The organism is Rhizobium sp. P38BS-XIX (assembly GCF_012641435.1).
In the GTDB taxonomy this organism is placed as follows: Bacteria; Pseudomonadota; Alphaproteobacteria; order Rhizobiales; family Rhizobiaceae; genus Rhizobium.
This window is the reverse complement of the sequence record NZ_JABAIJ010000001.1, coordinates 1,346,045-1,368,097: the sequence shown is the minus strand read 5'-3', so window position 1 is coordinate 1,368,097 and position 22,053 is coordinate 1,346,045. Positions and strand designations below refer to the sequence as shown.

Below are 22,053 nucleotides of genomic sequence, written 5' to 3'. Positions count from 1 at the left end.
CGTTGCGTGATGGGTCTGAGAGCGGATTAGGCGCTCAATTAAGCGCCAATCCTTCTTCTATGATCGACTTCTTTACAGCATCGCGTTGCTTCACGCGGCCATACCAGGCGGCGAGATGATCCAGTTCATCGAAATGAATGCCCGCCCGATAGTAAGACTTGAGCCACGCCGCTTGGCCCCAACCCGTCAATGCAAAGAGATAGGCATCGGCAACGGTGAAGCGATCGCCCATCAGGAAGGTGCGATCGGCGAGGTGCGCGTTGATCCACTGATAGCGCTTTTCAAGTTTCGGCTTGGCGGTCTCGACATAGTTGCCGGCGAGCCGCGCATAGAGAAGTGGAATGAATCCCTTGTGGATCTCCGTTGAGAGAAAGCTGAGCATCTCCTGCAGCTTGTAACGTTCCATCGTTCCGGCGGCAGGCGCCAATCCGGCGTCCGGCTTCAGGTCCGCCAGATACTGAACGATCACCGGCCCTTCGCTTAAATGGCTGCCATCGTCAAGTTCGAGAACAGGCACATAGCCGTGCGGATTGACGTCATAGAAATCAAGCCCTGCCTCTGTCTTGTGGTTGGTATGGTCGACCTTGATCATCTCAACATCGAGGGCAAGCTCATTGATGACGATATGGGGTGAGAGCGAGCAGCTTGCGGGCATGTAGTACAGTTTCACGAGAGGCCTCCATGGTGTTTTTCGAGCCAGCCTTCGCTTGGAAAGGCTGTCGCTGAACCATGTAGTCCACGCGGTATAGAATCGTAAGAACGGAAAAGTTTGACATCTAGGTACAAAAATTATACCGCCTCAGGCATGAGGGATGTGCGATGAAAAAGACCGTGACCGGCTGCTCCGTCGAGGAGGCGATGCATCTGCTGGGAGGCCGCTGGCGGCTGCTGATCGTGTCCTATCTGGTCGACTGTCCGCAGCGCTTCAACGAGCTGCGGCGGCTGATGCCGGGGATTTCCCAGAGGATGCTGACGCTTGATCTGCGGGCGCTGGAGGAGGCGGGCCTAATCAGTCGCACGGTCTATCCGACTGTTCCCGTGAAGGTCGAGTATTCGCTGACGGAGTATGGGCGTCGCTTGGAGAAGGTCGTGGCCGTGGTCAAGGAATTTGGACTGTGGCTTAAGGATCGGGATGCGCAGATAGCCGACGCATAAGCGGCTTCACCAGAACAGGTCGTAAAAATCCCGCCAATCGGGTCTCTCTTGTCGATCTGCTTGATCTTTGCCATCGCATCAATGCGCCCTCTGGTCCCAAACCAGAGGGTTGGCTTAGTCCAATCAAACCCGCTCCACAAACCCGTCCAGCACGCGCTTCTGCCCGGCGCGGTCGAATTCGATCGTCAGTTTGTTGCCTTCGATCTCGGAGACGTTGCCGTTGCCGAATTTGATGTGGAAGACGCGGTCGCCAATGGCGAATTTCGAAGGTTCGGAGGAGGTGGATTTGGCCACCAGCTCGCCGTCGATGGTCCGAACCTTCGGGCCGCTTTCGCCGTAGCCGATGCGCTCGACGGCGTGGCCTGAGCGGCTGCCCCAGTTGTCGCGGGTCGCATCATTGCGGTTCGCCTGGGCGCGCTTCCAGCCGGGTGTCGAATAGGAATTCGCGAATGGTTCGGCCTTGTCGAAGCGCGATTGGCCGTATCCGCCGCGGCCGTATCCGCCATAGGATTGCTCGACTTCGGCGACCTGAACATGCGTTTCCGGCAACTCGTCGAGGAAGCGGGAGGGGATTGTGGACTGCCAGAGGCCGTGGATGCGTCGATTGGAGACGAACCAGATGTGGCAGCGGCGCTTGGCGCGGGTGATGCCGACATAGGCGAGGCGGCGCTCTTCCTCCAGACCGGCTCGGCCGCTTTCGTCCAGCGAGCGCTGATGCGGAAACAAGCCTTCCTCCCAGCCGGGCAGGAACACCGTGTCGAATTCCAGGCCCTTGGCCGAGTGCAGCGTCATGATGGAGACGGCGTCGAGATTTTCGTTCTGCTCGGCATCCATCACCAGCGACACGTGCTCGAGGAAGCCGCGCATTGATTCGAAACTATCCATCGAACGGATGAGTTCCTTCAAGTTTTCCAGGCGTCCCGGCGCTTCCGCCGATTTGTCGTTCTTCCACATATCCGTATAGCCGGACTCTTCGAGGATCTGCTCGGCAAGCTCGGTATGCGGCGTGTTTTCCAGCAGTTCCTGCCAGCGGCGGAAAGATTGCACGACGTCGAACAGCGCCTTGCGCGCCTTCGGCTTCATTTCGTCCGTCTCGATGATATCGGCTGCCGCCGCCAGCATCGGGATGTCGCGGGCGCGGGCATAGTCATGCAGGGTACGCACGGTGGTGTCGCCGAGGCCGCGCTTCGGCGTGTTGATGATGCGCTCGAAGGCGAGATCGTCGGCCGGCTGGCAGACGAGGCGGAAATAGGCCATGGCATCGCGGATTTCGAGACGCTCGTAGAAGCGAGGGCCGCCGACGACGCGATAATTCAGGCCGAGCGTGACGAAGCGATCTTCGAACTCGCGCATCTGGAAAGAGGCGCGTACGAGGATGGCGATGTCGTTGAGCTTGTGCTTGTTGCGCTGCAGCTGCTCGATCTCTTCGCCGATGGCGCGCGCTTCCTCCTCGGAATCCCAGGAGGCGTGCACCTGCACCTTGATGTCGTCGGGATCGGAGCGATCGGTAAACAGCGTCTTGCCGAGCCGGCCCTCATTATGGGCGATCAGATGCGCGGCGGCACCGAGAATATGCTCGGTGGAGCGGTAATTGCGCTCGAGTTTGATAACCTTGGCGCCCGGGAAATCTTTCTCGAAGCGCAGGATGTTGTCGACTTCGGCGCCGCGCCAACCATAGATCGACTGGTCGTCGTCACCGACGCAGCAGACGTTCTGCGGCTCGCCCTTCTGCCGCTGCGCCAGCAGGCGCAGCCACATATATTGCGCCGTGTTGGTGTCCTGATACTCGTCGACCAGAATGTAGCGAAAACGCTGGTGGTAATCCTTGAGGATATCCGGGTTCTGCCGGAACATGTTGATCGGGTGCAGCAGGAGATCGCCGAAGTCGCAAGCGTTCAGCGTCTTCAGGCGGTTCTGGTAGGCGGCATAGAGTTCGCGGCCCTTGCCGTTCGCAAAGGCGCGGGCGTCGCCCTCCGGAATATCGGCGGGGCTGAGGCCCTTGTTCTTCCAGTTATCGATCATGCCGGCGAATTGCTTGGCCGGCCAGCGCTTGTCGTCCAGCCCCTCGGCCTGGATCAGCTGCTTGATCAGGCGGGTGACGTCGTCGGTATCGAGAATGGTGAAGCTGGATGTGAGGCCGACCAGCTCGGAATGGCGGCGCAATAGCTTGACGCCGATCGAGTGGAAGGTGCCGAGCCATGGCATGCCTTCGACCGCACCGCCGACGAGAAGTGCGATACGTTCCTTCATCTCGCGTGCCGCTTTGTTGGTGAACGTCACCGCGAGGATCTGGCTGGGGAAGGCGCGGTTGGTGGACAGGATATGGGCGATGCGGGTGGTCAGCACGCGCGTCTTGCCGGTGCCGGCGCCCGCAAGCACGAGAACGGGGCCATCGAGCGTTTCCACGGCTTCCGCCTGCTCGGCGTTAAGACCCGAGAGATAGTCAGGCCGCCGGCCGCTGTCGCGAGCCGCCATGGCGCGGGCCGCGATGCCGCCGCCAATGCCGCCGGACGCCGGCGCAGAACGGCGCGGTGCCGTGTGCTCCGGCTCCTCGTCAAAGAAGGGAATATCGTCATGTCCAATGGTCATGCCGCCCAATGTAATGATTCTGCCCCGAAAGGCAAAAGAAACGGGCCGAAACTAGAACAAAAAGTGCACATTCACAGGCTAAAATCCGCGATCGCGTAGTGGTGTACGCTCGCAAAGCGTTTGTCGACGCGGCGATGAAACGTGTCGTTGCTCGCGCAAAGATTACATCTTCGTCATAATATGTACCAAAGCTTGCCGGATGTACCCAAAGACACGATATTGCGCCAAATCGGGCACAATCTTGCATTACGACGATGCCCGACGCGAATTCGGCCCCGGTAAGTGCGCTGGGTGATAAGGGGCCGCGCAGACATCAACGACGCGATTTCATCGCCTCTGACACACGAGCCGGAGACGTGCATGACCGCCTGGAAGCAGCTTTCCTTGTCTATAATCTTGCTGGTGGGGGCGATCGCCGTTGCCGTGGCCTTCGTGCCGGGTGCAGCAGACCTGTTGCAGAAGGCCGGTCTACCTGACCATATCGTTGCGATGATCAGGCCTGCCGACGCTCTCAAGGACGGCACGGCCAATACGGCTGACAATTCCGGCAGGCGGCGCGGTCAGAACATTCCTCTTGTCGTCACCGAGCCGGTTGTCGGCGGCATCGTTAATGATCGGCTCAGCGCGATCGGCACGGGTGATGCGATCCGCTCCGTCATTGTCATGCCTCAGGCTGCGGGCACGATCCGCGAAATCCTCATCAAGTCCGGTGATCGCGTGCAGCAGGGGCAAGTGCTGGCGCGCCTCGATGACGACGAGCAGATCATTGCTCGCGGACAGGCGGAGGTGGCGCTGAAAAGCGCTTCGGAGAAATCGCAGCTTTACCGGAACATCAAATCCAGCGTCTCGCGCATGGATGTCTTCGATGCCGAAATCGTCGAGCAGGGAGCCAAACTGGCGCTGCAATCGGCCGAATTGGCCCTGAGGCGGCGCGATGTCGTCGCGCCGATCGATGGCATCGTCGGCATTGTGCCCGTTGTCGTCGGCGACAACGTCACGACCGCAAGCAATATCGTCATGCTCGATGATCGCTCCGAGATCCTGGTGGATTACTGGGTGCCGGAACGCTTTGCCAACACGGTGAAGGTCGAGCAGCCGGTGGAGGCGACATCGGTCGCGCTGCCGGGGCGCGTTTTCACGGGCGTGGTCGAAGCGATCGACAATCGTGTTGACGGCGCCAGCCGGACGCTGCGTGTGCGCGCCCGCATCGACAATGCCGCGGATGAGCTGCGAGCCGGCATGTCCTTCAACGTCGGCATGCGTTTTGCAGGAGATAGTTATCCATCCGTCGATCCGCTGGCCGTGCAATGGGACGGCGAGGGTGCGCATGTGTGGCGCGTCGCCGATGGAAAATCGTCCAAGGTGAGGGTCAGTATCGTGCAGCGCAATCCGGATGCCGTCCTGGTGAAGGGCGAGCTGCGCGACGGCGATCTCATCGTCACGGAAGGTTTGCAGCGGGTGACGGAGGGTGGCGCTGTTCGTTTCGCTCGCGATGTCGCGCAGGCCTCGGAGGTCATCACGCAATGATGGGGTCGGGTGACGATTTGAACGAGGGCGCCGCGCGGCCGGACAAGCAGTCCTTTACCGCGCTTTTCGTGCGCCGGCCGATCCTGGCGCTGGTGTTCAACACGCTGCTAGTCGTTGCCGGCCTTGCCGCCTATTTCGGCGTCGAAGTGCGTGAGCTGCCCGATGTCGATCGACCGGTCGTCTCCGTTCGAACCGTTTTCGATGGCGCATCGCCGCAGACGGTCGACCAGGAGCTGACGAAGATCATCGAGGGCGCGGTTGCCCGCGTCAGCGGTCTGAAATCGGTCTCATCCAGCTCGTCCTTCGGTCAGAGCAGGGTAACGCTCGAGTTCTCCGATGCGACGGATCTATCTGTTGCCGCCAACGACGTTCGCGACGCGATCGGCCGCATCACGGAGCAACTGCCGGATCAGGCGGATGCGCCGCAGATCGTCAAGGCGGATTCGGATTCGCAGCCGATCATGCGTCTTGCCGTTACATCGAGCACGCTGACGATGGATGACCTGACGCAGCTTGTCGACAGGGACATTACCGATCGCCTCGCATCGGTCGAGGGCGTCGCCGATGTCGAGCTTTACGGCGATCAGGAGAAGGTTTTCCGCATCGATGTCGATCAGGCGGCGCTCGCCGGTCGGGGACTGACAATCGGCGATCTGACAACTGCGCTTTCGACGGCGGCGCTCGACGTGCCGGCGGGATCGCTGAAGAGCGCGCGTCAGGATATCGTCGTTCGCGCGACGGCGGCTTTGCAGACGCCGGAGGATTTTTCGCGGCTGATCATCAAGAACCGCGTGCGGTTGTCCGATGTCGCCACCGTCACGCTCGGGCCACGAGACGGCACAACCGCGCTGCGCTCGAACGGTGTGCAGGGCGTCGGTCTCGGTATCATCCGACAGGCGCAATCGAACACGCTGAATATTTCCGAGGGCGTGAAGGCCGTCGTCGCGCAGCTGTCGAAATCGCTGCCCGAGGGTACGCGCATCGTCATCACCAGCGACGATGCCGTGTTCATTCAGGGTGCGATCCACGAGGTGGTGCTCGCGCTCGTGCTTTCGGCGCTGATCGTCACCGTCGTCATCTATCTCTTCCTGCGGGACTGGCGCGCAACGCTGATCCCGGTCGTCACCATGCCTGTCGCGCTGACAGGGACGCTCGCCGCGCTTTATATGGTCGGCTTCTCGGTGAATATTCTCACGCTGCTGGCGATCGTGCTGGCCACGGGTCTGGTGGTCGACGACGCGATCGTCGTGCTTGAGAACATCGTGCGCCGCAGGGCCGAAAAGATCGGCCCGCGGGCCGCTGCCGTGCTCGGCACGCGCGAGGTCTTCTTCGCGGTCATCGCCACGACCGCGACGCTCGCCGCCGTGTTCATACCGTTGTCATTCCTGCCGGGGCAGGTGGGTGGTCTGTTTCGCGAGTTTGGTTTCGTGCTGGCCTTCTCCGTCGGCCTGTCGTCGATCGTCGCCTTGACGCTGTGTCCGATGCTTGCATCCCGGATGCTGACGAAGGAGATGCGCGAGGATCATGGCGTGCTCGGTCGTTTCGGCGAGCTGTTTGCCGCTGTCTATCGCCGCACGCTGCGCAGCTGCCTGAACGTGCCGTTCGTCGTCATCGTCTTCTGCGGCCTGTTTTCGGCTGCGGCTGTCCTGGCCTTCATGACGGTCAAGAGCGAGCTGACGCCGAACGAGGACCGGGCCATGGTCATGCTTCGGCTGACGACGCCGCAGGGCGCCGGGCTGGATTATACGAAGGACCAGCTGCAGCGCGTGGAGGAGGGGCTGCAGCCGCTGGTGGACAGCGGCGATATCCGCAACATCTATGCGATCTCGGGGATGAGCAGCCAGAAGAACAGCGGCTTCATGGTGCTGACGCTGGCGCCCTGGAGCGATCGCGACCGCACACAGCAGGATATCGTCACCGACATCAACCGCGCTATGGCAAACGTGCCGGCACTAAGAGGTAATGTCATCCAGGCCAATAGTCTGCGCATTCGCGGCGCCGGCAGCGGCGTGCAGATGGCCATTATCGGCAACAATCATGAGGAACTGACGGCATCGGCGCTGAAGCTTGTGCAGGCGCTCGATGCAACGGGCCGGTTCGACACGCCACGGCTCAATAACGAGCCGACGCAGGCCCAGGTTTCCGTTGCCATCGATCGAGAGCGGGCGTCGGATCTCGGCATCGACATATCGGGTCTTTCGGTCGCGCTGCAGTCGCTGCTTGAGGGGCGTTCGGTGGTCGATGTCTTCGTCGCAGGCGAGTCCTACCCAGTGCTGCTGACCTCGACGATGCGGCCTATCGACGATCCCACGGATCTCGAAAATGTTTTTCTGAAGACGGGTGACGGCAAGATCGTGCCGATGTCGGTTGTTGCCTCCCTGAAGGAGAATGCCGTTGCGCCTCAGTTGACCCGCGAGCAGCAACTGGCATCGGTGGCGATCACGGCCGGCCTCAAGAACAACATGTCGCTCGGTCAGGCTGTGGATGAAGTCACGCAGATTGCAACACCGCTTCTGCCTCCCGGAGCGCGCCTGATGCCCTTGGCCGAAGCCGCGACGCTGCAGGAAAACTCCAGCGGCATGGCGCTGACTTTCGGCTTTGCCATCGTCATCATCTTCCTCGTGCTTGCCGCGCAGTTCGAAAGCGTCCTGTCCTCGCTGATCATCATGTCCACGGTGCCGCTCGGTCTCGCCTGCGCGATTTTCGCACTCGTCATTACCGGCTCCAGCCTCAACATCTACAGCCAGATCGGCCTTGTGTTGCTCGTCGGCGTCATGGCGAAAAACGGCATCCTGATCGTCGAATTCGCCAATCAGCTTCGTGACAAGGGTGAGGGCGTGCGCGAGGCGATCGAGAAGGCCTGCGCATTGCGCCTACGCCCCGTGATGATGACGATGATCGCGACCATTCTCGGCGGCGTGCCGCTGGTTTTCGCCGAAGGTGCAGGCGCGGAAGCCCGCGTTGCGCTCGGCTGGGTCATCGTCGGCGGCCTTGGTTTTGCAACTTTGGTGACGCTCTATATCACACCGGTCGCCTATCTGCTGATTGCCCGCTTCGCCAAGCCTCAGACGCATGAGGAACAGCGTCTGCACGACGAGATGTCGGATGCGGCATTGCGTAGCAAACTCGCTGGTCTGCGCGCCGCCGAGTGAAGTCGGACACGGTTGGGTTGCTTTTTCTGCGGCCGGCGCTCTCATTTATGGTAAATCATGCGTTCGAATTAGCGCTTTATTAAGCGTGTTTGCTAATCATGTCGGGGTGTAACCGCTGGAGCATCGGTGTTGTTTTTGCCGTGCTCCCTGTTCGCCGACACGTCGGCCCGCGCGCATGAGCGCACGCGGCAAGGTTCCGATGTCTCCTAGTATTTGTTGCGTATTGTTGCGTCCGGAGTTCTTGTGTCGTGAGTATTTTTTCGACCTTCATCAGGGTCAGTCCCTCTGTGACTACAGCACTGGAAGTGCTGAAAGACACCCAAACCAAACTGACGAATGCCGAGCGGCAGATGTCTTCAGGCCTGCGGGTTCAGACGGTCAAGGACAACGCCACCTACTGGAAAATCTCGACGATGACGCGCACCGATATCGGCTCGATCTCGTCGGTGCAGGATGCGCTTGGGCTCGCCGCATCCACGGTCAGTACCGCTTCCACAGGTGTCAGCAGCGCGATCGATGTCGTGACGGAGATCCGCACCAAGCTCGTCAGCGCCTATGAGACGAGCGTGGATAAATCCAAGCTCAATGACGAGATCTCGCAGCTGAAACAACAGCTGCGCAGCATCGGAGAGTCGGCGACGTTCAACGGCGTCAACTGGACCGTCCTGCGGGACGGTGCCGATCCGACAGAACCGCATGAGGTTCCCGGATCACTGATTCGCGGCTCGCATGGGACAGTCTCGATCGGCATGCTGAACTATGCGGGCGTAACGGCGACGACGGGTGCCATCACCGCAAACGATGCGCGTTATCTGATCGACGATCAATCGAGCGGCACGGGTGGCTATGGCGTGCTGACTTCGACGGCGTTCGCCACCGCGGCGGGTTCGGCGAAAAACTATGTTCTCATCAGCACCAAGAACGGCAGTACCAGCGGCCAGGTCGAGATTTCGCTGGATGCGAATACGACCAAGGGTGCGATCGTTGACATGGTCAATACGGTCACTGGGATGCTGCAGCAGCTCAACACGATAGGCTCGGCCTTCGGCTCGCTCGAATCCCGCATCAATCTTCAGACCGAATTTGCCAAGAACTTGAGCGACTCTCTGACCAGCGGTGTCGGCAAGCTCGTGGATGCGGACATGGAGCAGCAGTCCAGCAAGGTGCTCGCATTACAGACCCAGCAGCAGCTCGGTCTGCAATCGCTCTCGATTGCCAATGCGAGCTACAATACCGTGACACAACTCTTCCAGAATCTTTGACCGAGAGCATGGGCTAGGTGGGATGATTGACGATCCCGCCGATGAAAAACGGCAACCATCACGCTCAAAAAGACCGCCTTTGTCCCATGCGCTGGGGACAGAGGCGCGAATAAGGTTTCTCTTCATCATATTGCCGCAATGCTTCATATCTGCTGCGGCCATCGAACTGGAGAGCGACGATTCCATGATCAAGAAAATTGCCATTCTTGCCCTAGCGGCAGCCTTTTTGAACGCCTGCACGACCACCGACCCGTATACGGGGGAGCAGAAAGTCTCCAATACAGCCGGCGGTGCAGCGATTGGCGCCGGTGTCGGCGCGGTTGCCGGGCTTCTGATCGGTCACTCGCCGGCCTCGCGCCGCAATGCCGCGCTGATTGGCGCCGGCGTCGGTGCGCTCGCAGGCGCCGGGATCGGCAATTACATGGATCAGCAGGAATCCGAACTGCGCCAGCAGCTGCAGGGCACCGGCGTTTCCGTCACCCGCGTCGGCGACCGCATCATCCTGAACATGCCGTCTGCAATCACCTTCGACATCGACCAGGATGCGATCAAGCCGGAATTCTTCGCAACGCTGAATTCCGTCGCGATCGTTTTGCGCAAGTTCAACCGCACGCTGATCGACGTCAACGGCCACACGGACTCGACCGGCAGCTTGCAGCATAACCAGGATCTGTCCGAGCGCCGCGCCGGATCGGTTGCGTCCTATCTCGGCAGCCAGGGAATCGACCAGCGCCGCATGTCTGCGATCGGCTTCGGCCCGTCACAGCCGGTCGCATCGAATGCCAGCGAGGCTGGCCGCGCCCAGAACCGCCGCGTCGAAATCCAGATCGCGCCGATCGCCCAGAACTGATCTGGCGGCACGATCGTAACAAAAAGGCCGGGTTTTGCGACCCGGCCTTTTTGTTACGGCCTGCTCAGCCGTGCATGCTGGCGCCCTTGGTGATCTTGTCGACGATCTTTTTGTCCGCGCGCAGCGCGATGCCGACGACCTTGGCATCGTCGGGCGCGAATTCCGAAAACATGGCACGATTGGCGGCGTCATGGCCGGTCTTGAACATTTCCTCGATGAAAAGCGAGGAAATGACACCGCGTTCGAGCGAGCGTCGATGTATGGTGGCCATGCTTTCCTCATCGGCCGAAAGCACGATGATCGGCTGGACCGACAAAGCGTTGTAGACGTTGCCGGCGCGATCGCGGTAGGGTTCGCCGATGATTTCCGGATATTGTCCGGCAAGACCGCTCGTCAGGAACGCGGTCACATTCAGCTTTTGCCAGGATTGAAGATCGCTTCGCAGAACGATCGCGATTTTGGTATCGAACATCGATGGTCACTTTCATGCAGTCGGGAAACGAGACGTTACGTGACGATGTAGCCGGACAGATCTTCGAGGGTCTTGAACGTTTGTGCGTCACGCCGGAGACGAACAGCATCCTCTCGGCCCCCGCCTATCCCGGTATCGAGCGCATTCAAGCCCAGTTCCGCGGCGATGCCTTTGAACTGCACCGCCACGACACCTATGCGCTCGGTGTGACCATGCGGGGCGTGCAGACCTTTCGCTATCGCGGCGAGCAGCGTTACAGCCTGCCGGGACGCGTGATCGTGCTGCATCCCGACGAACTGCACGACGGTGGCGCGGCGACCGAGGACGGGCTCATCTACCGCATGCTCTATCTGGAGCCTTCGGTGCTGTTTCAGTGTCTGGAGACAGCCCGTATCGGGCTGCCCTTCATCGGCGATCCGATCGTGGAGGATGACCGGCTCGCCGGGCTGCTTCTGGCGGCGCTCGGGGAGCTCGATCGTGAACTCGACGATCTCTTCGTCGATGATTTCGTTGCCCGTCTTGCCGATGGTCTCGTTCAGCATGCGAACCTGCCGCAGCGACCTTTGGGCAGCATCGCATGGGGGCAGGTGAAGGTAGCCAGAGATTATCTTGAGGAGCATGTCATGCGCGGCGTGCGGTCCGAAGAACTTGAGCGCGTCACCGGGCTCGATCGCTTTGCGCTTGCCCGCCATTTTCGCGCGGTTTTCGCCACGAGCCCGCATCGTTTTCTGCTGATGCGCAGGCTGCAGCACGCCAAGCTGATGATAGGCCTTGGCGACTCGCTTGCCGAAGTGGCCGCCGCAACGGGGTTTGCCGATCAAAGCCATTTGACGCGGCATTTCAAGAAAGCTTTCGGTATTCCGCCGGGTGCATGGAGCAGCATGGTGCGGGGCTCGCGACCGCGTCGCTGAGGGATGAAAGACCTTCGATAAGGTCGGCAACGGGGTTTGGTTGGGTCGCGCATTGCATCCGTCACGTGCGGCTTTTTCTTGACTGGACAGCGTCGCGCCGATGTCTCATAGAACCGGCCAAAGGGTTAACGCCCTCGAATGATCGCGATGGGAGATTCGGACTATGGCTCTGGCTGACGCGAAGTCGGGAACGCGCAACGAAACGGGGATCAAAGCCGTTCTCGGAGTGCTGAAACAGGCTTTTGGAGAGCGTTTCCAGACGGGTGAAAGTTTTCGCGCCCAGCATGCCCATACGACGACCTATATTCCGTCGCAGCTACCCGATGGCGTGGTTTTTGCCGAGACCAGTGAGGATGTGCAGGCCGTCGTCAAGACATGCGCCGAACACAGGGTGCCGGTCATCCCTTTCGGCACGGGCTCGTCGCTCGAGGGGCAGGTAAATGCGCCGCAGGGTGGAATTTCCATCGATTTCAGCCGGATGAATCGTGTGCTTGAAGTCAATGCCGAGGATCTGGACTGCACGGTCGAGCCTGGAATCACGCGCGAGGAGCTGAATGTCTACCTGCGCGACACAGGCCTATTCTTTCCCATCGATCCGGGTGCCAATGCCTCGATCGGCGGTATGACCTCCACGCGGGCTTCCGGTACGAATGCCGTGCGCTATGGCACGATGAAGGACAATGTCCTGGCAGTGACCGTCGTCACCGCGAAGGGCGAGGAGATCCGCACAGCGCGCCGCGCCCGAAAATCCTCCGCCGGTTATGATTTGACCCGCCTTTTCGTCGGTGCGGAGGGAACGCTTGGTGTGCTGACGTCGATCACGTTGCGGCTGCAGGGTATTCCGCAAAAGATCGCGGGCGGCGTCTGTGCATTTCCCGACATCAAGGCTGCTTGCGATGCTGTTATCCTGACCATCCAGATGGGTGTGCCCGTCGCGCGCATCGAGCTGCTGGATGCCATGCAGATTCGCGCGTGCAACCGCTATTCCGGCCTGACCTACGACGAAAAGCCCACGCTCTTTCTCGAGTTCCACGGCACGGACGAGACGGTGGCGCTGCAATCCGAGCAGTTTGCCGAGATCGCGGCCGAATGCGGCGGCGGCGACTTCGTTTGGACCGCCAACGCCGAGGAGCGCAACAAGCTCTGGAAGGCTCGCCACGATGCCTACTGGGCATGCCGTGCGCTGGCGCCCGAACTGGCAGCCCTTTCGACGGATGTCTGCGTGCCGATTTCACGGCTGGCCGAGTGCGTCGTCGAGACCCAGGCCGACATCGAGGCGCATGGCTTGCTTGCGCCGATCGTCGGGCATGCGGGCGATGGCAACTTCCATGTGCTCGCACTGTTCGACGACAAGACGCCGGAGGGAATCGCCGTCATCGAGGATTTCGTTGCGCGCCTCAATGCCCGTGCACTGGCGATGGGCGGGACCTGCACCGGCGAGCATGGGATCGGGCAGGGCAAGATGACATTTCTCGAGCAGGAATTGGGCAACGCGGTCGACCTGATGCGTCAGGTTAAGGAGGCGCTCGATCCTGACGCCATCTTCAATCCCGGAAAAATCTTCCACCCTCATTGAAAAGTGAAGCATTCCCATGATCTTGGCTTGCTACCGGCGTGAATGGCGCTAGGCTACGGGCACTTTTCCCAACTCAGGTCATGGAAAGCTGCGGGGATGCGCTAAATCACGCCGCAGGCTTCATAAAAATGATGCGATTTTGCAATGAGGTTCGATAGAAGCGTGCTTATTCGGGGCGATCTGGTGTATGTGCTCGAATAGGTTACGGTTGATCGTTTATTTGGAATGCAGATTGGAGACGGTGCGCATTGTTAGGTAGGGTCCTGGTTTTTCTGGGTGGATTGCTCGTGGTGGTGCTGTTCGTGGCGCTGCTTGCTCCGCTCTTCATAGACTGGACCGATTTTCGCAAGAATTTCGAGGATCAGGCGAGCCGGATCATCGGCAAAAAGGTAACCGTGCACGGTACCGTCGATGCGCGCCTCCTACCGTTTCCATCCGTCACCTTGCACGATGTCCGTGTCGGCCAGGAGGCTGACGGCACGCCGCTGGTCCAGATTGCCGAATTCTCCATGGATGCCGAGCTTGCGCCGTTCCTTTCCGGCGAGGCGCTGATTTTCGATATGCGCGTGTCGAAGCCGAAGGTGCGCTTGCGCCTGGCGAAAGACGGGACTCTGGACTGGATGCGCGGCAGCCAGCCCGAGATTCCCGCCAAGTCGGTGGTGCTTGAAAGCGTTCATGTCGAAGACGGCGACGTGCTTTTTATCGACGAGCAATCCGGCCGGACCCGGCATGTCGCGGGCCTCAATGCGGAAATGTCCGCCAAGTCTCTGGCTGGCCCATGGCGTATCGAAGGCGATGCGGCGCTTGACGGCGAGCATGGCAACTTCACGATCTCCAGCAGCCAGCCTGACGACAATGGCGTCCTGCGCGTTCGCACCCGGCTGATGCCGGATCGCCATCCGGTCAACGTCGATCTGGACGGCGAGCTGAAGCTCGTCGACAGCAAGCCGGACTATATGGGCTCCTTTACGGCAGGGATCGACGACAAGCAGTCCCACGATCCGGCTGAGCAGAAGGCGCAGCCTCGCTTCAAGGGCCGATTTGAGCTGACCAACGATCGTATTCGGGTGCCAGAATATCGCCTGGAAGTTGGCGGCGCCGACGACCCCTATGTCGTCACGGGCGAGGCGACGCTGGATACCGGCACGAAGCCGGAATTCCTGCTGACCGCCGACGGCCAGCAAATCGACGTCAATCGCCTGGGCAACAACAAGGGTTCCAATGGCAAGACCAACCGGAATCCGGCGATCTCGGCACGCCAGCGACTGAATAGTCTGATTGCGATCGCAGCGGAAATTCCGGTGCCGCAAGTGCCCGGCAAAGCGACGTTCCGCCTGCCGGCGATCGTTGCCGGCGATACGACCGTTCGCGATGTCCAGATGGATCTGGAACCCGCAGGGACGGGGTGGAAGATCGATCATGCGATCGGAACTCTGCCGGGCCGCACCCAAGTCGAGGCGCGGGGCAATCTCATGCTGCAGGGCGAGCCGAATTTTATCGGCAATCTGGTCGTTGCTTCCAATCAACCGTCCGGCTTGGCGTCCTGGCTCGTCGGTTCTGTCGATCCCGCGATCCGTCAACTGCGGCAGGCAGGTTTCTCAGCCGACGTCAGTTTGCGTCACGAGGAGCAGCGTTTCGATAATCTTGAGATCGCTGTGGGGCCGGCGACTCTGAAGGGGCATATCGATCGCCGGGCGCCGAATTCGGCAAACGACAAGAACCCGCCGACGCTCGCCGTCGATCTGACCGGCGATGCATTCGATCTCGATGCCCTGCGAGCACTGACGGGGCTGTTTACCGGTCAGGATGGCAGCGATTCCCTGTTCAGCCATCGCATTACCGCGCATCTGAAGTCCGGCAAGTTCATGGCCTTTGGCGTGCCGGCGGAGGACGTCGATACGTCCTTCTCTATCGCGAGCGGTGCGCTCACGCTCGACAAGCTTTCCGTTCGCAATGTCGCCGGCGCGGAGATCACCGCGACGGGACGCGCCGACGGTTCGCCATCAGACTACAAGGGATCCGGCGAGATCACCTTCAAGGCCGCCGATCCCGGTCCCTTCTTCGAGATGATGCGGCAGCATCTGCCGCATCATCCTGTCATGGACCGGCTGGTGCGCAACGCTGCCTGGTATGGAAATACGGCGCTTCGCGGTGCCGTGACGCTTGGCGGCGATCAGGACAATGCCTTGACCGTGACGCTCGCTGGCGTCTCGAACGGCAGCCGCGTCAATTTCGATTATCGCATGTCCGATCTCTCGGCGTTTACCGGCAAGGGTACGACGACCCTGGAAGGCACGCTTGAAAATTCGATCACGTCCATTCTCTTCGGCCAGGCCGGTCTCGATCCCTTGCCTGTCGAGGCGGATGCCAATGGCCGTCTGACGCTGAAGGTATCGGCAACCGGCACCGATCCGGCGGACGCGGCCTTGACGTTTGCGACGGACAAGACTTCGTTCACGGCGACCGGCAAGGTCGATGTGCGTCCCGACAACTTTCTCAACGGCAATATTGCCCTGTCGCTCGAAAGCGCCGATCTGGACCCCTATTTCGTCATGAACGGTATCGGCACGCCGCAGATGGGGACCGGCCTGCCGGTCAAATTCCAGGCAAATGCGGCCCTCAGCCCCGAGAAGATCGCGTTCTCCGATATGAAGGGTGTGCTTGCCGACAACAATGTCTCGGGTGTGCTGACCTTCGATCGGAAAGCACCGAGTATCAAGGCAACGGGTGAACTGGCCCTCGACAAGGCGGATCTGAGCTGGCTGGCTGAAGCGATCTATGGGCCGATAACGGACGCCAAGACGGGCAATCTCTCCAAGGAGAAGCTTGGATTGCCGGCCTTCACAGGCCTCGATATCGGCGTCAAGCTATCGGCAAAACAATTGTGGCCCGGCATATTCGGCCCGATCTCCAACTTTACCGGGAATGCCGTCTACAAGGGTGAGGAACTGCGGCTGAACGATGTCAGCGGTGGATGGAATGGCGGCACGCTGAGCGGCAGCCTGATGATGGCTAATTCCGATGGCACCGGGCTGATGCAGACCAAGCTCAATCTGGCAAACGGCGATCTGGCCGCAGTCGCCTGGCAGCGCGATGGCGCGCCGTTGGCGACGGGCCGCTTCGGTCTTGGAATGAGTGTCGAAGCCAGTGGCAAGAGCGTTGCGGAACTCGCGGCCAATGCCAGTGGTTCGGGTGAGGCGAAGCTTGGCGAGACGCATGTCCGCGGCCTCAATCTCTCGGTGTTGCCGCCTTTGCTGTCGGCGACGGATCAGATCCAGGGCGATATCACGGCCGACAAGGTGCTGCCGATCGTACAGACGCTGCTCAACAACGGCGAAGCCGTGTTGCCGGCGGCCAGCATCCCGTTCAATATTTCCGCCGGTGTCGCGCGCGCCACGAATATCGCGTCCAGCAACGATCTGGCGAAACTCTCCGGCAATGCGGAAATCAGCCTGCCGGACGAGCGTTTGCGCGGATCGCTTGGCGTCACTTTCAATGCTGCGGCTGAAGCGCAGAGCGGTGCTGAACCGGCTCTGCGTCTTGATTTTGCCGGCTCTCTGGCCTCACCCGGTCGCACGATGGATGTGACCGATGTTACCAGTTTCCTTTCGGTGCGTGCGTTCGAGCGGGAGCGCCGGCGTGTCGAGCGCCTGCAAGCCAATGTACTTGAGAAGCAGCGGCTTCGGCGCGAAGTTGCCCTTTATAAATACACCGCTGTCGCGCGCGAGGCGCAACGCCAGCGGGATGCAGCCATCGAGCAGCAACGGCGTGCTGAAGAGGTCCGTTTGCGCGACTTGGCACGTCAAGCCGCCGCTCAAAAGCAGGCGGAGGACGCTGCCAAGGCTCAGCAGGCCGAGCAAGAGGCAAAGGCGAAGCAAGCTGAAGAGGACGCCAAGGCGAAGGCCGCCGCCGATGCTCGCGCCAAGGCCGAGGCACAGCCATCACCCGTGCCGAATAGCCAAGCCCCGGCGAATGTGCCACCACTGAATCTCAATATGACGCCGGGAACGGCCCAATAGTCTTGGCTCCGCAGGGCGTTGATTGCTCGCGGTTGCGATCCCGTGGTTTTTGTTGATTAGTCTACGTCTGCCCCCGAGGTCGGGGACGACAGCCTTTGAGCTGTGCTTCGAATAACGAAGGTGTTGCCCCATCGCTTTGCTTTCGCGCGATTTCGCTATGGTGGTGGCAACGCGCTTGTCTGGAGTGGCTAGTTGCGCTCTTTCAGCCACTTGAGGACATAAAGGCGCAGCGCAGAAGACAGATTGCTGCCTGCCTCGCGCCCATCATCGATTTCAGAAATTAGTGCCGCAAGCGAGATGCCGCGCGCAGTGGCGATCGCCTTCAGCTCTGTCCAGAAGGCATCCTCAAGGGAGAAGCTTGTGCGATGGCCATGCAGCGTCGCGGAATGTTTACGGATCATCGGCAGATCGATCAAAAAATCGGAGAGGGCGGGGGTGTTTCTAAAAATGATTCAAAATGCGGGAGCAAGCAACTGATTTATGAAGTTTTTTTGCCGGCGTTGCCGTTACTCGTCTGATTTCGGAGGCTCAATGCGGCCTGCTTCATGGGTCTTTGAAGCCTTGTCGTTGAGCGCTTTGGTGAGATTCTTTTCTGTCTTGGTTCGGCCGAAGCTGATGCGATTCTGCTCGGCCTGCTTTTCCTTCTCTGAGCGAACCTGCTTCTTGCGAAACTGACGCAGATTGACGATTTCCGCGCTCATCGGACTTCCTCTTCCCAATTGGAAAGGGGAAGCAAATGCTTCCCCAACAGGTCTTACTGCTTCTTTCGGAATGCATCGAGGGAGACAACCGAACCCGGCTTCTTTTCCTCGCCTTCCTTCTGCGCTGCGGGCTCTTCCGCGCCCTCGGCCGGAACCGGGTAGGCGGTGATCTCGCTGGTTTCGATTTCCTCCTCGTCTGCCAAAGGCACATCGAACTCCAGTTCGAAGTTGACGGAGGGGTCGTAGAAGCCGCGGATCGCATTGAACGGGATCACCAGCTTTTCGGGAACATCCGAGAAGGACAGGCCGATTTCGAACAGGCTTTCGGTGATTTTCAGATCCCAGAATTGATGCTGGATGACGATGGTCATCTGCTCCGGATACTTCGACTTCAAGTGCTGCGATATGCGAACGCCGGGAGCGCCGGTGAGGAAGGTAATGAAGAAATGATGGTCACCGGGCAGACGGCCGGTGGCGCCGACCTCGGTCAACACCTTGCGGATTACTCCACGCAGGGCGTCCTGTGCCAAAATGTCGTAGCGGATATGATCCTGCGCCATGCTTTCCTGTCTTTCGTTAGCCCATGTTTTTTTTAAGGCTTATGCCACGCCGAACGCTGCCGGAAAAGCCCCATGCGCGAGTCGTCGTCTCGTCATAGTATAATATAGCACTGAAGGATAAGGTGAAGGCTTCTGTTGCCAGGTGCCTTCGAACCCCGCCTAAGAGTGCGACCCCTTAGGACTTTATTTGAAGTGTCACACCGCGATTAAGCAGCGAGACGAGCTTCCGCATAGTTGTCGTTTGCAACTACAATTTTAGCCCGATAACGGTGGTACAATGCCGAGCGAAAAGTCGATCTTTACACCCTTGTCGATCCTGTTTCGCCCCCATCAAAAGCCGGTCTGCCGTGAATGTCACCGGCCGGTTTTTGGTGGAGGCGCCGGGTACCGCCCCCGGGTCCAATAGGTTTATTACACCGCTCATTTATCGCCATAGCCGGCCCGAAGACCGGCACGGCTGATATAGTGTTTTCCGTGGGCGAAGGGAAGGGGAATTGTCATAAATGCTTCGTTGAAATCATCGGTTTGGGTCAGCAGCGAAGAGATTTGGCTGAATTACGCTCAGGCGCGGTTGGTTTCGTCTCGGCTTGTCACTAAAATCGCAAGCAAGGAATCGGCCGGGCGTGCGGCGGCAGTCGGCCGCGGGTGCTCTTATGCCGCTTCAAGACCCTCAAGCGATCGCGGAGCGGAAGATGGCTCGTCACCCGGAGTATCAATATCTCGACCTGATGGAGCACCTGCTCGCGCATGGCGATCGCCGGATCGACCGCACGGGCGTGGGCACCTTGAGTGGTCTCGGTGCGATGATGCGTTTCGATCTGTCGAAGGGCCAGATCCCGATCTTCACCACCAAGCGCGTCTACTGGAAGCTCGCCATCAAGGAAATGCTCTGGTTCCTCACCGGCGACACCAATATCCGCAATCTCCTCAAGGAGAATGTGCGGATCTGGAGTGACTGGCCGCTGGCGAAATATCGCAAGGCCACCGGCGAGGATATCGATCAGGTCAGCTTCGAGAAGCGCATCCTGGAGGACGAGGCTTTCGCCCTTCAATGGGGTGACCTCGGCCCTGTCTATGGCAAGCAGTGGCGGCAGTGGCGCGATGCCGAGGGACGGGTGCACGATCAGGTGGCATCGGTCATTCAGGAGCTGAAGACCAATCCCAGCAGCCGCCGCATGATCTTCCATGCGTGGAATGTCGGCGAGCTCACCGATATGGCGCTGCATCCCTGCCATATGGTCTATCAGTTCCATGTCTCGAATATTTCGGCGGAAGACGGCACGAGACCGCGTTTGAGCCTGATGGTGTTCCAGCGCTCCTGCGACCTTTTCCTTGGCAATCCCTTCAACATCAGCCAACAGGCGGCGTTGCTGGCCATGGTCGCGCAGCAGGTGGATATGGATCTGGGCGAGGTGGTTTGGTCGGGGGGCGACGTCCACCTCTATCTCAACCATCTCGATGCGATCCGTGAACAGTTGAGCCGCGAGCCGAAGCCATTTCCGAGCCTTCGTCTGTTGCGTCGCCCCGAAAGCATCGACGGCTATCGCATCGAGGATTTCGAAGTCGTGGGGTATGAACCACACGCCGCCATCGCGGCCGAGGTGGCCGTTTAGGTGTATCGACGGGCCGCGAGAACGGTGCGGCTGACGAAAAGGAATGCTCCGGCAAGCTGCAGGCTAAGGCAGTAGGGCTTACAGCCCTGTGGATCTTGCCGTTTCAGAATGGCCGGTAAAGCGCTTGTCGCGAAACCAGGATGACAGGCAACGCGGTCAACCCTGGCCTCAGACGGCCGGCTTGGCATCGGGGTCGGTGCGCTCATCGAGCAGGAGCTGCAGAAACGCCAGATCGAGCCAGCGCCCGAATTTGGTGCCGACCTGCGGGAGCAGTCCGACCTGCTGGAAGCCTAGCTTCTCGTGCAGGCGGATCGAGGCCTCGTTTCCTGCCTCGATACCCGCCACCATGGCATGCTTGCCGATTGCCCGGGCGCGTCCAATCAGTTCGATCATGAGTGCCTTGCCGATGCCGCCGCGATATTGGTCGTTGCGGACATAGACGGAATGCTCGACCGTGTGCCGATAGCCATCGAAGGCGCGCCAGTCACCGAAGGAGGCGTAGCCGATAACGTCGCCACTCTCGTCGGCCGCTACCAGCACCGGATAGCCGAGCTTGTGTCGATCCTGCAGCCATTGCCTGCGGTTGACGATATCGACCTGCGTCTCGTTCCAGATCGCGGCGGTATTGGCGACGGCGTCGTTATAGATCGCGGTTATCCCCGTGAGATCGTCGTCTTTCGCATCGCGAATTTGCATCGCTGACTCCGTAACTGTCCATCACATTGGATGAGCGTATAATCTGCTCGAAAATGCTGTCATACACCGATTTTGGTGTCTGTCCACTATATTATTATGGTAACCGGGAGCCTCATCAAGCTTGCAATTCGTCACGACCTCCCATAATCCCCGGTGAAATATGATGAGCATGTGGATTTTCGTCTGTTTCTCCTAGATTACCAAGGCCTTTCACGACGCAGGCTATCGGCGAGTCGAAGATGGAAGCCGGATTGTTATCAGCGCAAGTGTCCACTATAGTATCACGATGTCCCAGATTTATGATATCGATAGCCGCATCGGCGCCCGTATTCGCATCGAACGAGAAAGCCGCGGCTGGTCGTTGACCGAGCTGGCGGAGAGGTCCGCTGTTTCCCGCGCCATGATCCACAAGATCGAGCGTGGCGAGAGCAGTCCGACGGCGACGCTGTTGGGTAAGCTGTCCGGAGCTTTCAGCTTGAGCATGTCGACCTTGATGGCGCGTGCGGAGATGCAGCAGGGACGTTTCCTGAAAATGGCGGATCAGCCGGTCTGGGTCGATCCGCAAACCGGTTACGAGCGACGGCATGTTTCGCCCAAGTCCGATCTGCCGCTGGATCTCGTGCGTATAGAATTGCCTGTGGGGGCGGAAGTACCCATGCCGGCATCGGCCTACGCCTTCATGCGGCAGCTCATATGGGTGCTGGAGGGCGAGCTTACCTTTCTGGAAGGCGATACCAGCCACAGAATGTCGGCCGGTGATTGTCTCGAGCTCGGACCTCCGACGAATTGTGTCTTCAGGAACGAGAGCGACAGGCGCTGCATCTATGCGGTTCTCGTTCTTCGCAACGTTTGATGCGACCTCCGTTTCTTTTGCGACTGCCTCGGGGCGGGCGAATTTAGCTCCCGCCAACACCAGTCAAACTTATCGTGACTGCGAGGCATTTCGCTCGTCGCCCAGCCGGCAAGGGAC

General features: G+C 59.9%; 17 protein-coding genes and 1 other RNA gene. 10 read left to right on the top strand and 8 right to left on the bottom strand.

Going from position 1 to position 22,053, the window contains the following annotated elements:
• Positions 1-34 precede the first annotated feature (34 nt).
• Positions 35-670, bottom strand: coding sequence for a glutathione transferase GstA (gene gstA, locus HGP17_RS06605; protein WP_168807054.1), 636 nt, complete (start codon positions 668-670; stop codon positions 35-37).
• 149 nt (positions 671-819) lie between these two features.
• Here gstA and HGP17_RS06600 point away from each other — a divergent pair, with 149 nt between their 5' ends.
• The gene (locus HGP17_RS06600) at positions 820-1,155 is read left to right on the top strand and encodes a helix-turn-helix domain-containing protein (RefSeq protein ID WP_168807052.1); all 336 of its coding nucleotides are present in this window, start codon (positions 820-822) and stop codon (positions 1,153-1,155) included.
• Positions 1,156-1,278: 123 nt separating this feature from the next.
• On the opposite strand, the gene HGP17_RS06595 is transcribed toward HGP17_RS06600, so the two are convergent.
• Positions 1,279-3,744: a UvrD-helicase domain-containing protein gene (locus tag HGP17_RS06595; protein WP_168807050.1), complete on the bottom strand. Its 2,466-nt coding sequence runs from the start codon at positions 3,742-3,744 to the stop codon at positions 1,279-1,281.
• A 360-nt stretch (positions 3,745-4,104) separates the two neighbouring features.
• On the opposite strand from HGP17_RS06595, the gene HGP17_RS06590 reads away from it, so the two are divergent.
• From HGP17_RS06590 to HGP17_RS06575, 4 genes are all read left to right on the top strand, one after another.
• Positions 4,105-5,271, top strand: a complete 1,167-nt coding sequence (locus HGP17_RS06590; RefSeq protein WP_168807048.1) for an efflux RND transporter periplasmic adaptor subunit — start codon at positions 4,105-4,107, stop codon at positions 5,269-5,271.
• The gene (locus tag HGP17_RS06585; RefSeq protein ID WP_168808123.1) at positions 5,271-8,423 is read left to right on the top strand and encodes an efflux RND transporter permease subunit; all 3,153 of its coding nucleotides are present in this window, start codon (positions 5,271-5,273) and stop codon (positions 8,421-8,423) included. Before HGP17_RS06590 ends, HGP17_RS06585 begins: the two co-directional genes overlap by 1 nt.
• 248 nt (positions 8,424-8,671) lie before the next feature.
• A complete protein-coding gene (locus HGP17_RS06580; protein WP_168807046.1) occupies positions 8,672-9,685 on the top strand; it encodes a flagellin in 1,014 nt (337 codons plus the stop codon).
• Positions 9,686-9,869: 184 nt separating this feature from the next.
• On the top strand, positions 9,870-10,535 hold the full coding sequence (locus HGP17_RS06575) for an OmpA family protein (RefSeq protein WP_168807044.1): 666 nt from the start codon (positions 9,870-9,872) through the stop codon (positions 10,533-10,535).
• A gap of 64 nt (positions 10,536-10,599) precedes the next feature.
• On the opposite strand, the gene HGP17_RS06570 is transcribed toward HGP17_RS06575, so the two are convergent.
• On the bottom strand, positions 10,600-11,007 hold the full coding sequence (locus HGP17_RS06570; protein WP_168807042.1) for a DUF2000 family protein: 408 nt from the start codon (positions 11,005-11,007) through the stop codon (positions 10,600-10,602).
• 14 nt (positions 11,008-11,021) lie between these two features.
• Between HGP17_RS06570 and HGP17_RS06565 the strand changes: the two genes are divergently transcribed.
• From HGP17_RS06565 to HGP17_RS06555, 3 genes are all read left to right on the top strand, one after another.
• Positions 11,022-11,918: an AraC family transcriptional regulator gene (locus HGP17_RS06565; protein ID WP_168807041.1), complete on the top strand. Its 897-nt coding sequence runs from the start codon at positions 11,022-11,024 to the stop codon at positions 11,916-11,918.
• Positions 11,919-12,081: 163 nt separating this feature from the next.
• A complete protein-coding gene (locus tag HGP17_RS06560) occupies positions 12,082-13,494 on the top strand; it encodes an FAD-linked oxidase C-terminal domain-containing protein (protein WP_168807039.1) in 1,413 nt (470 codons plus the stop codon).
• A 248-nt stretch (positions 13,495-13,742) separates the two neighbouring features.
• Positions 13,743-17,513, top strand: coding sequence for an AsmA family protein (locus tag HGP17_RS06555; RefSeq protein WP_168807037.1), 3,771 nt, complete (start codon positions 13,743-13,745; stop codon positions 17,511-17,513).
• Between the two features lie 188 nt (positions 17,514-17,701).
• Here the strand turns inward: HGP17_RS06555 and HGP17_RS06550 are convergent, their stop codons facing one another.
• The 4 genes from HGP17_RS06550 to ssrA all read right to left on the bottom strand — a co-directional run bounded on the left by HGP17_RS06550 (position 17,702) and on the right by ssrA (position 19,266).
• Positions 17,702-17,914, bottom strand: a complete 213-nt coding sequence (locus HGP17_RS06550) for a ribbon-helix-helix domain-containing protein (protein ID WP_168807035.1) — start codon at positions 17,912-17,914, stop codon at positions 17,702-17,704.
• Between the two features lie 105 nt (positions 17,915-18,019).
• Positions 18,020-18,214 carry a DUF4169 family protein gene (locus HGP17_RS06545; RefSeq protein WP_168807033.1) on the bottom strand — a complete coding sequence of 65 codons (195 nt, stop codon included), beginning with the start codon at positions 18,212-18,214 and terminating at the stop codon, positions 18,020-18,022.
• A 53-nt stretch (positions 18,215-18,267) separates the two neighbouring features.
• A complete protein-coding gene (locus HGP17_RS06540) occupies positions 18,268-18,774 on the bottom strand; it encodes an SspB family protein (protein WP_168807031.1) in 507 nt (168 codons plus the stop codon).
• A gap of 121 nt (positions 18,775-18,895) precedes the next feature.
• Positions 18,896-19,266, bottom strand: a transfer-messenger RNA (tmRNA) gene (gene ssrA / locus HGP17_RS06535).
• Between the two features lie 200 nt (positions 19,267-19,466).
• On the opposite strand from ssrA, the gene HGP17_RS06530 reads away from it, so the two are divergent.
• Positions 19,467-20,387, top strand: coding sequence for a thymidylate synthase (locus tag HGP17_RS06530; RefSeq protein WP_168807029.1), 921 nt, complete (start codon positions 19,467-19,469; stop codon positions 20,385-20,387).
• 168 nt (positions 20,388-20,555) lie between these two features.
• On the opposite strand, the gene HGP17_RS06525 is transcribed toward HGP17_RS06530, so the two are convergent.
• A complete protein-coding gene (locus HGP17_RS06525) occupies positions 20,556-21,083 on the bottom strand; it encodes a GNAT family N-acetyltransferase (protein WP_168807027.1) in 528 nt (175 codons plus the stop codon).
• A 286-nt stretch (positions 21,084-21,369) separates the two neighbouring features.
• Between HGP17_RS06525 and HGP17_RS06520 the strand changes: the two genes are divergently transcribed.
• Entirely contained in the window at positions 21,370-21,936 is a 567-nt protein-coding gene (locus HGP17_RS06520; RefSeq protein ID WP_168807025.1) for an XRE family transcriptional regulator, read from the top strand.
• The last annotated feature ends 117 nt before the right edge of the window (positions 21,937-22,053 follow it).

What these genes read in the sequence shown, in the direction of transcription:
- HGP17_RS06600 (WP_168807052.1), top strand. Translation starts at nt 820, where the DNA reads ATGAAAAAGACCGTGACCGGCTGCTCCGTCGAGGAGGCGATGCATCTG.
- HGP17_RS06595 (WP_168807050.1), bottom strand. Translation starts at nt 3,744, where the DNA reads ATGACCATTGGACATGACGATATTCCCTTCTTTGACGAGGAGCCGGAG.
- HGP17_RS06590 (WP_168807048.1), top strand. Translation starts at nt 4,105, where the DNA reads ATGACCGCCTGGAAGCAGCTTTCCTTGTCTATAATCTTGCTGGTGGGG.
- HGP17_RS06530 (WP_168807029.1), top strand. Translation starts at nt 19,467, where the DNA reads ATGGCTCGTCACCCGGAGTATCAATATCTCGACCTGATGGAGCACCTG.
- HGP17_RS06540 (WP_168807031.1), bottom strand. Translation starts at nt 18,774, where the DNA reads ATGGCGCAGGATCATATCCGCTACGACATTTTGGCACAGGACGCCCTG.
- HGP17_RS06550 (WP_168807035.1), bottom strand. Translation starts at nt 17,914, where the DNA reads ATGATCCGTAAACATTCCGCGACGCTGCATGGCCATCGCACAAGCTTC.
- HGP17_RS06570 (WP_168807042.1), bottom strand. Translation starts at nt 11,007, where the DNA reads ATGTTCGATACCAAAATCGCGATCGTTCTGCGAAGCGATCTTCAATCC.
- HGP17_RS06520 (WP_168807025.1), top strand. Translation starts at nt 21,370, where the DNA reads ATGTCCCAGATTTATGATATCGATAGCCGCATCGGCGCCCGTATTCGC.
- HGP17_RS06525 (WP_168807027.1), bottom strand. Translation starts at nt 21,083, where the DNA reads ATGCAAATTCGCGATGCGAAAGACGACGATCTCACGGGGATAACCGCG.
- HGP17_RS06560 (WP_168807039.1), top strand. Translation starts at nt 12,082, where the DNA reads ATGGCTCTGGCTGACGCGAAGTCGGGAACGCGCAACGAAACGGGGATC.
- HGP17_RS06545 (WP_168807033.1), bottom strand. Translation starts at nt 18,214, where the DNA reads ATGAGCGCGGAAATCGTCAATCTGCGTCAGTTTCGCAAGAAGCAGGTT.
- HGP17_RS06585 (WP_168808123.1), top strand. Translation starts at nt 5,271, where the DNA reads ATGGGGTCGGGTGACGATTTGAACGAGGGCGCCGCGCGGCCGGACAAG.
- HGP17_RS06575 (WP_168807044.1), top strand. Translation starts at nt 9,870, where the DNA reads ATGATCAAGAAAATTGCCATTCTTGCCCTAGCGGCAGCCTTTTTGAAC.
- HGP17_RS06565 (WP_168807041.1), top strand. Translation starts at nt 11,022, where the DNA reads ATGCAGTCGGGAAACGAGACGTTACGTGACGATGTAGCCGGACAGATC.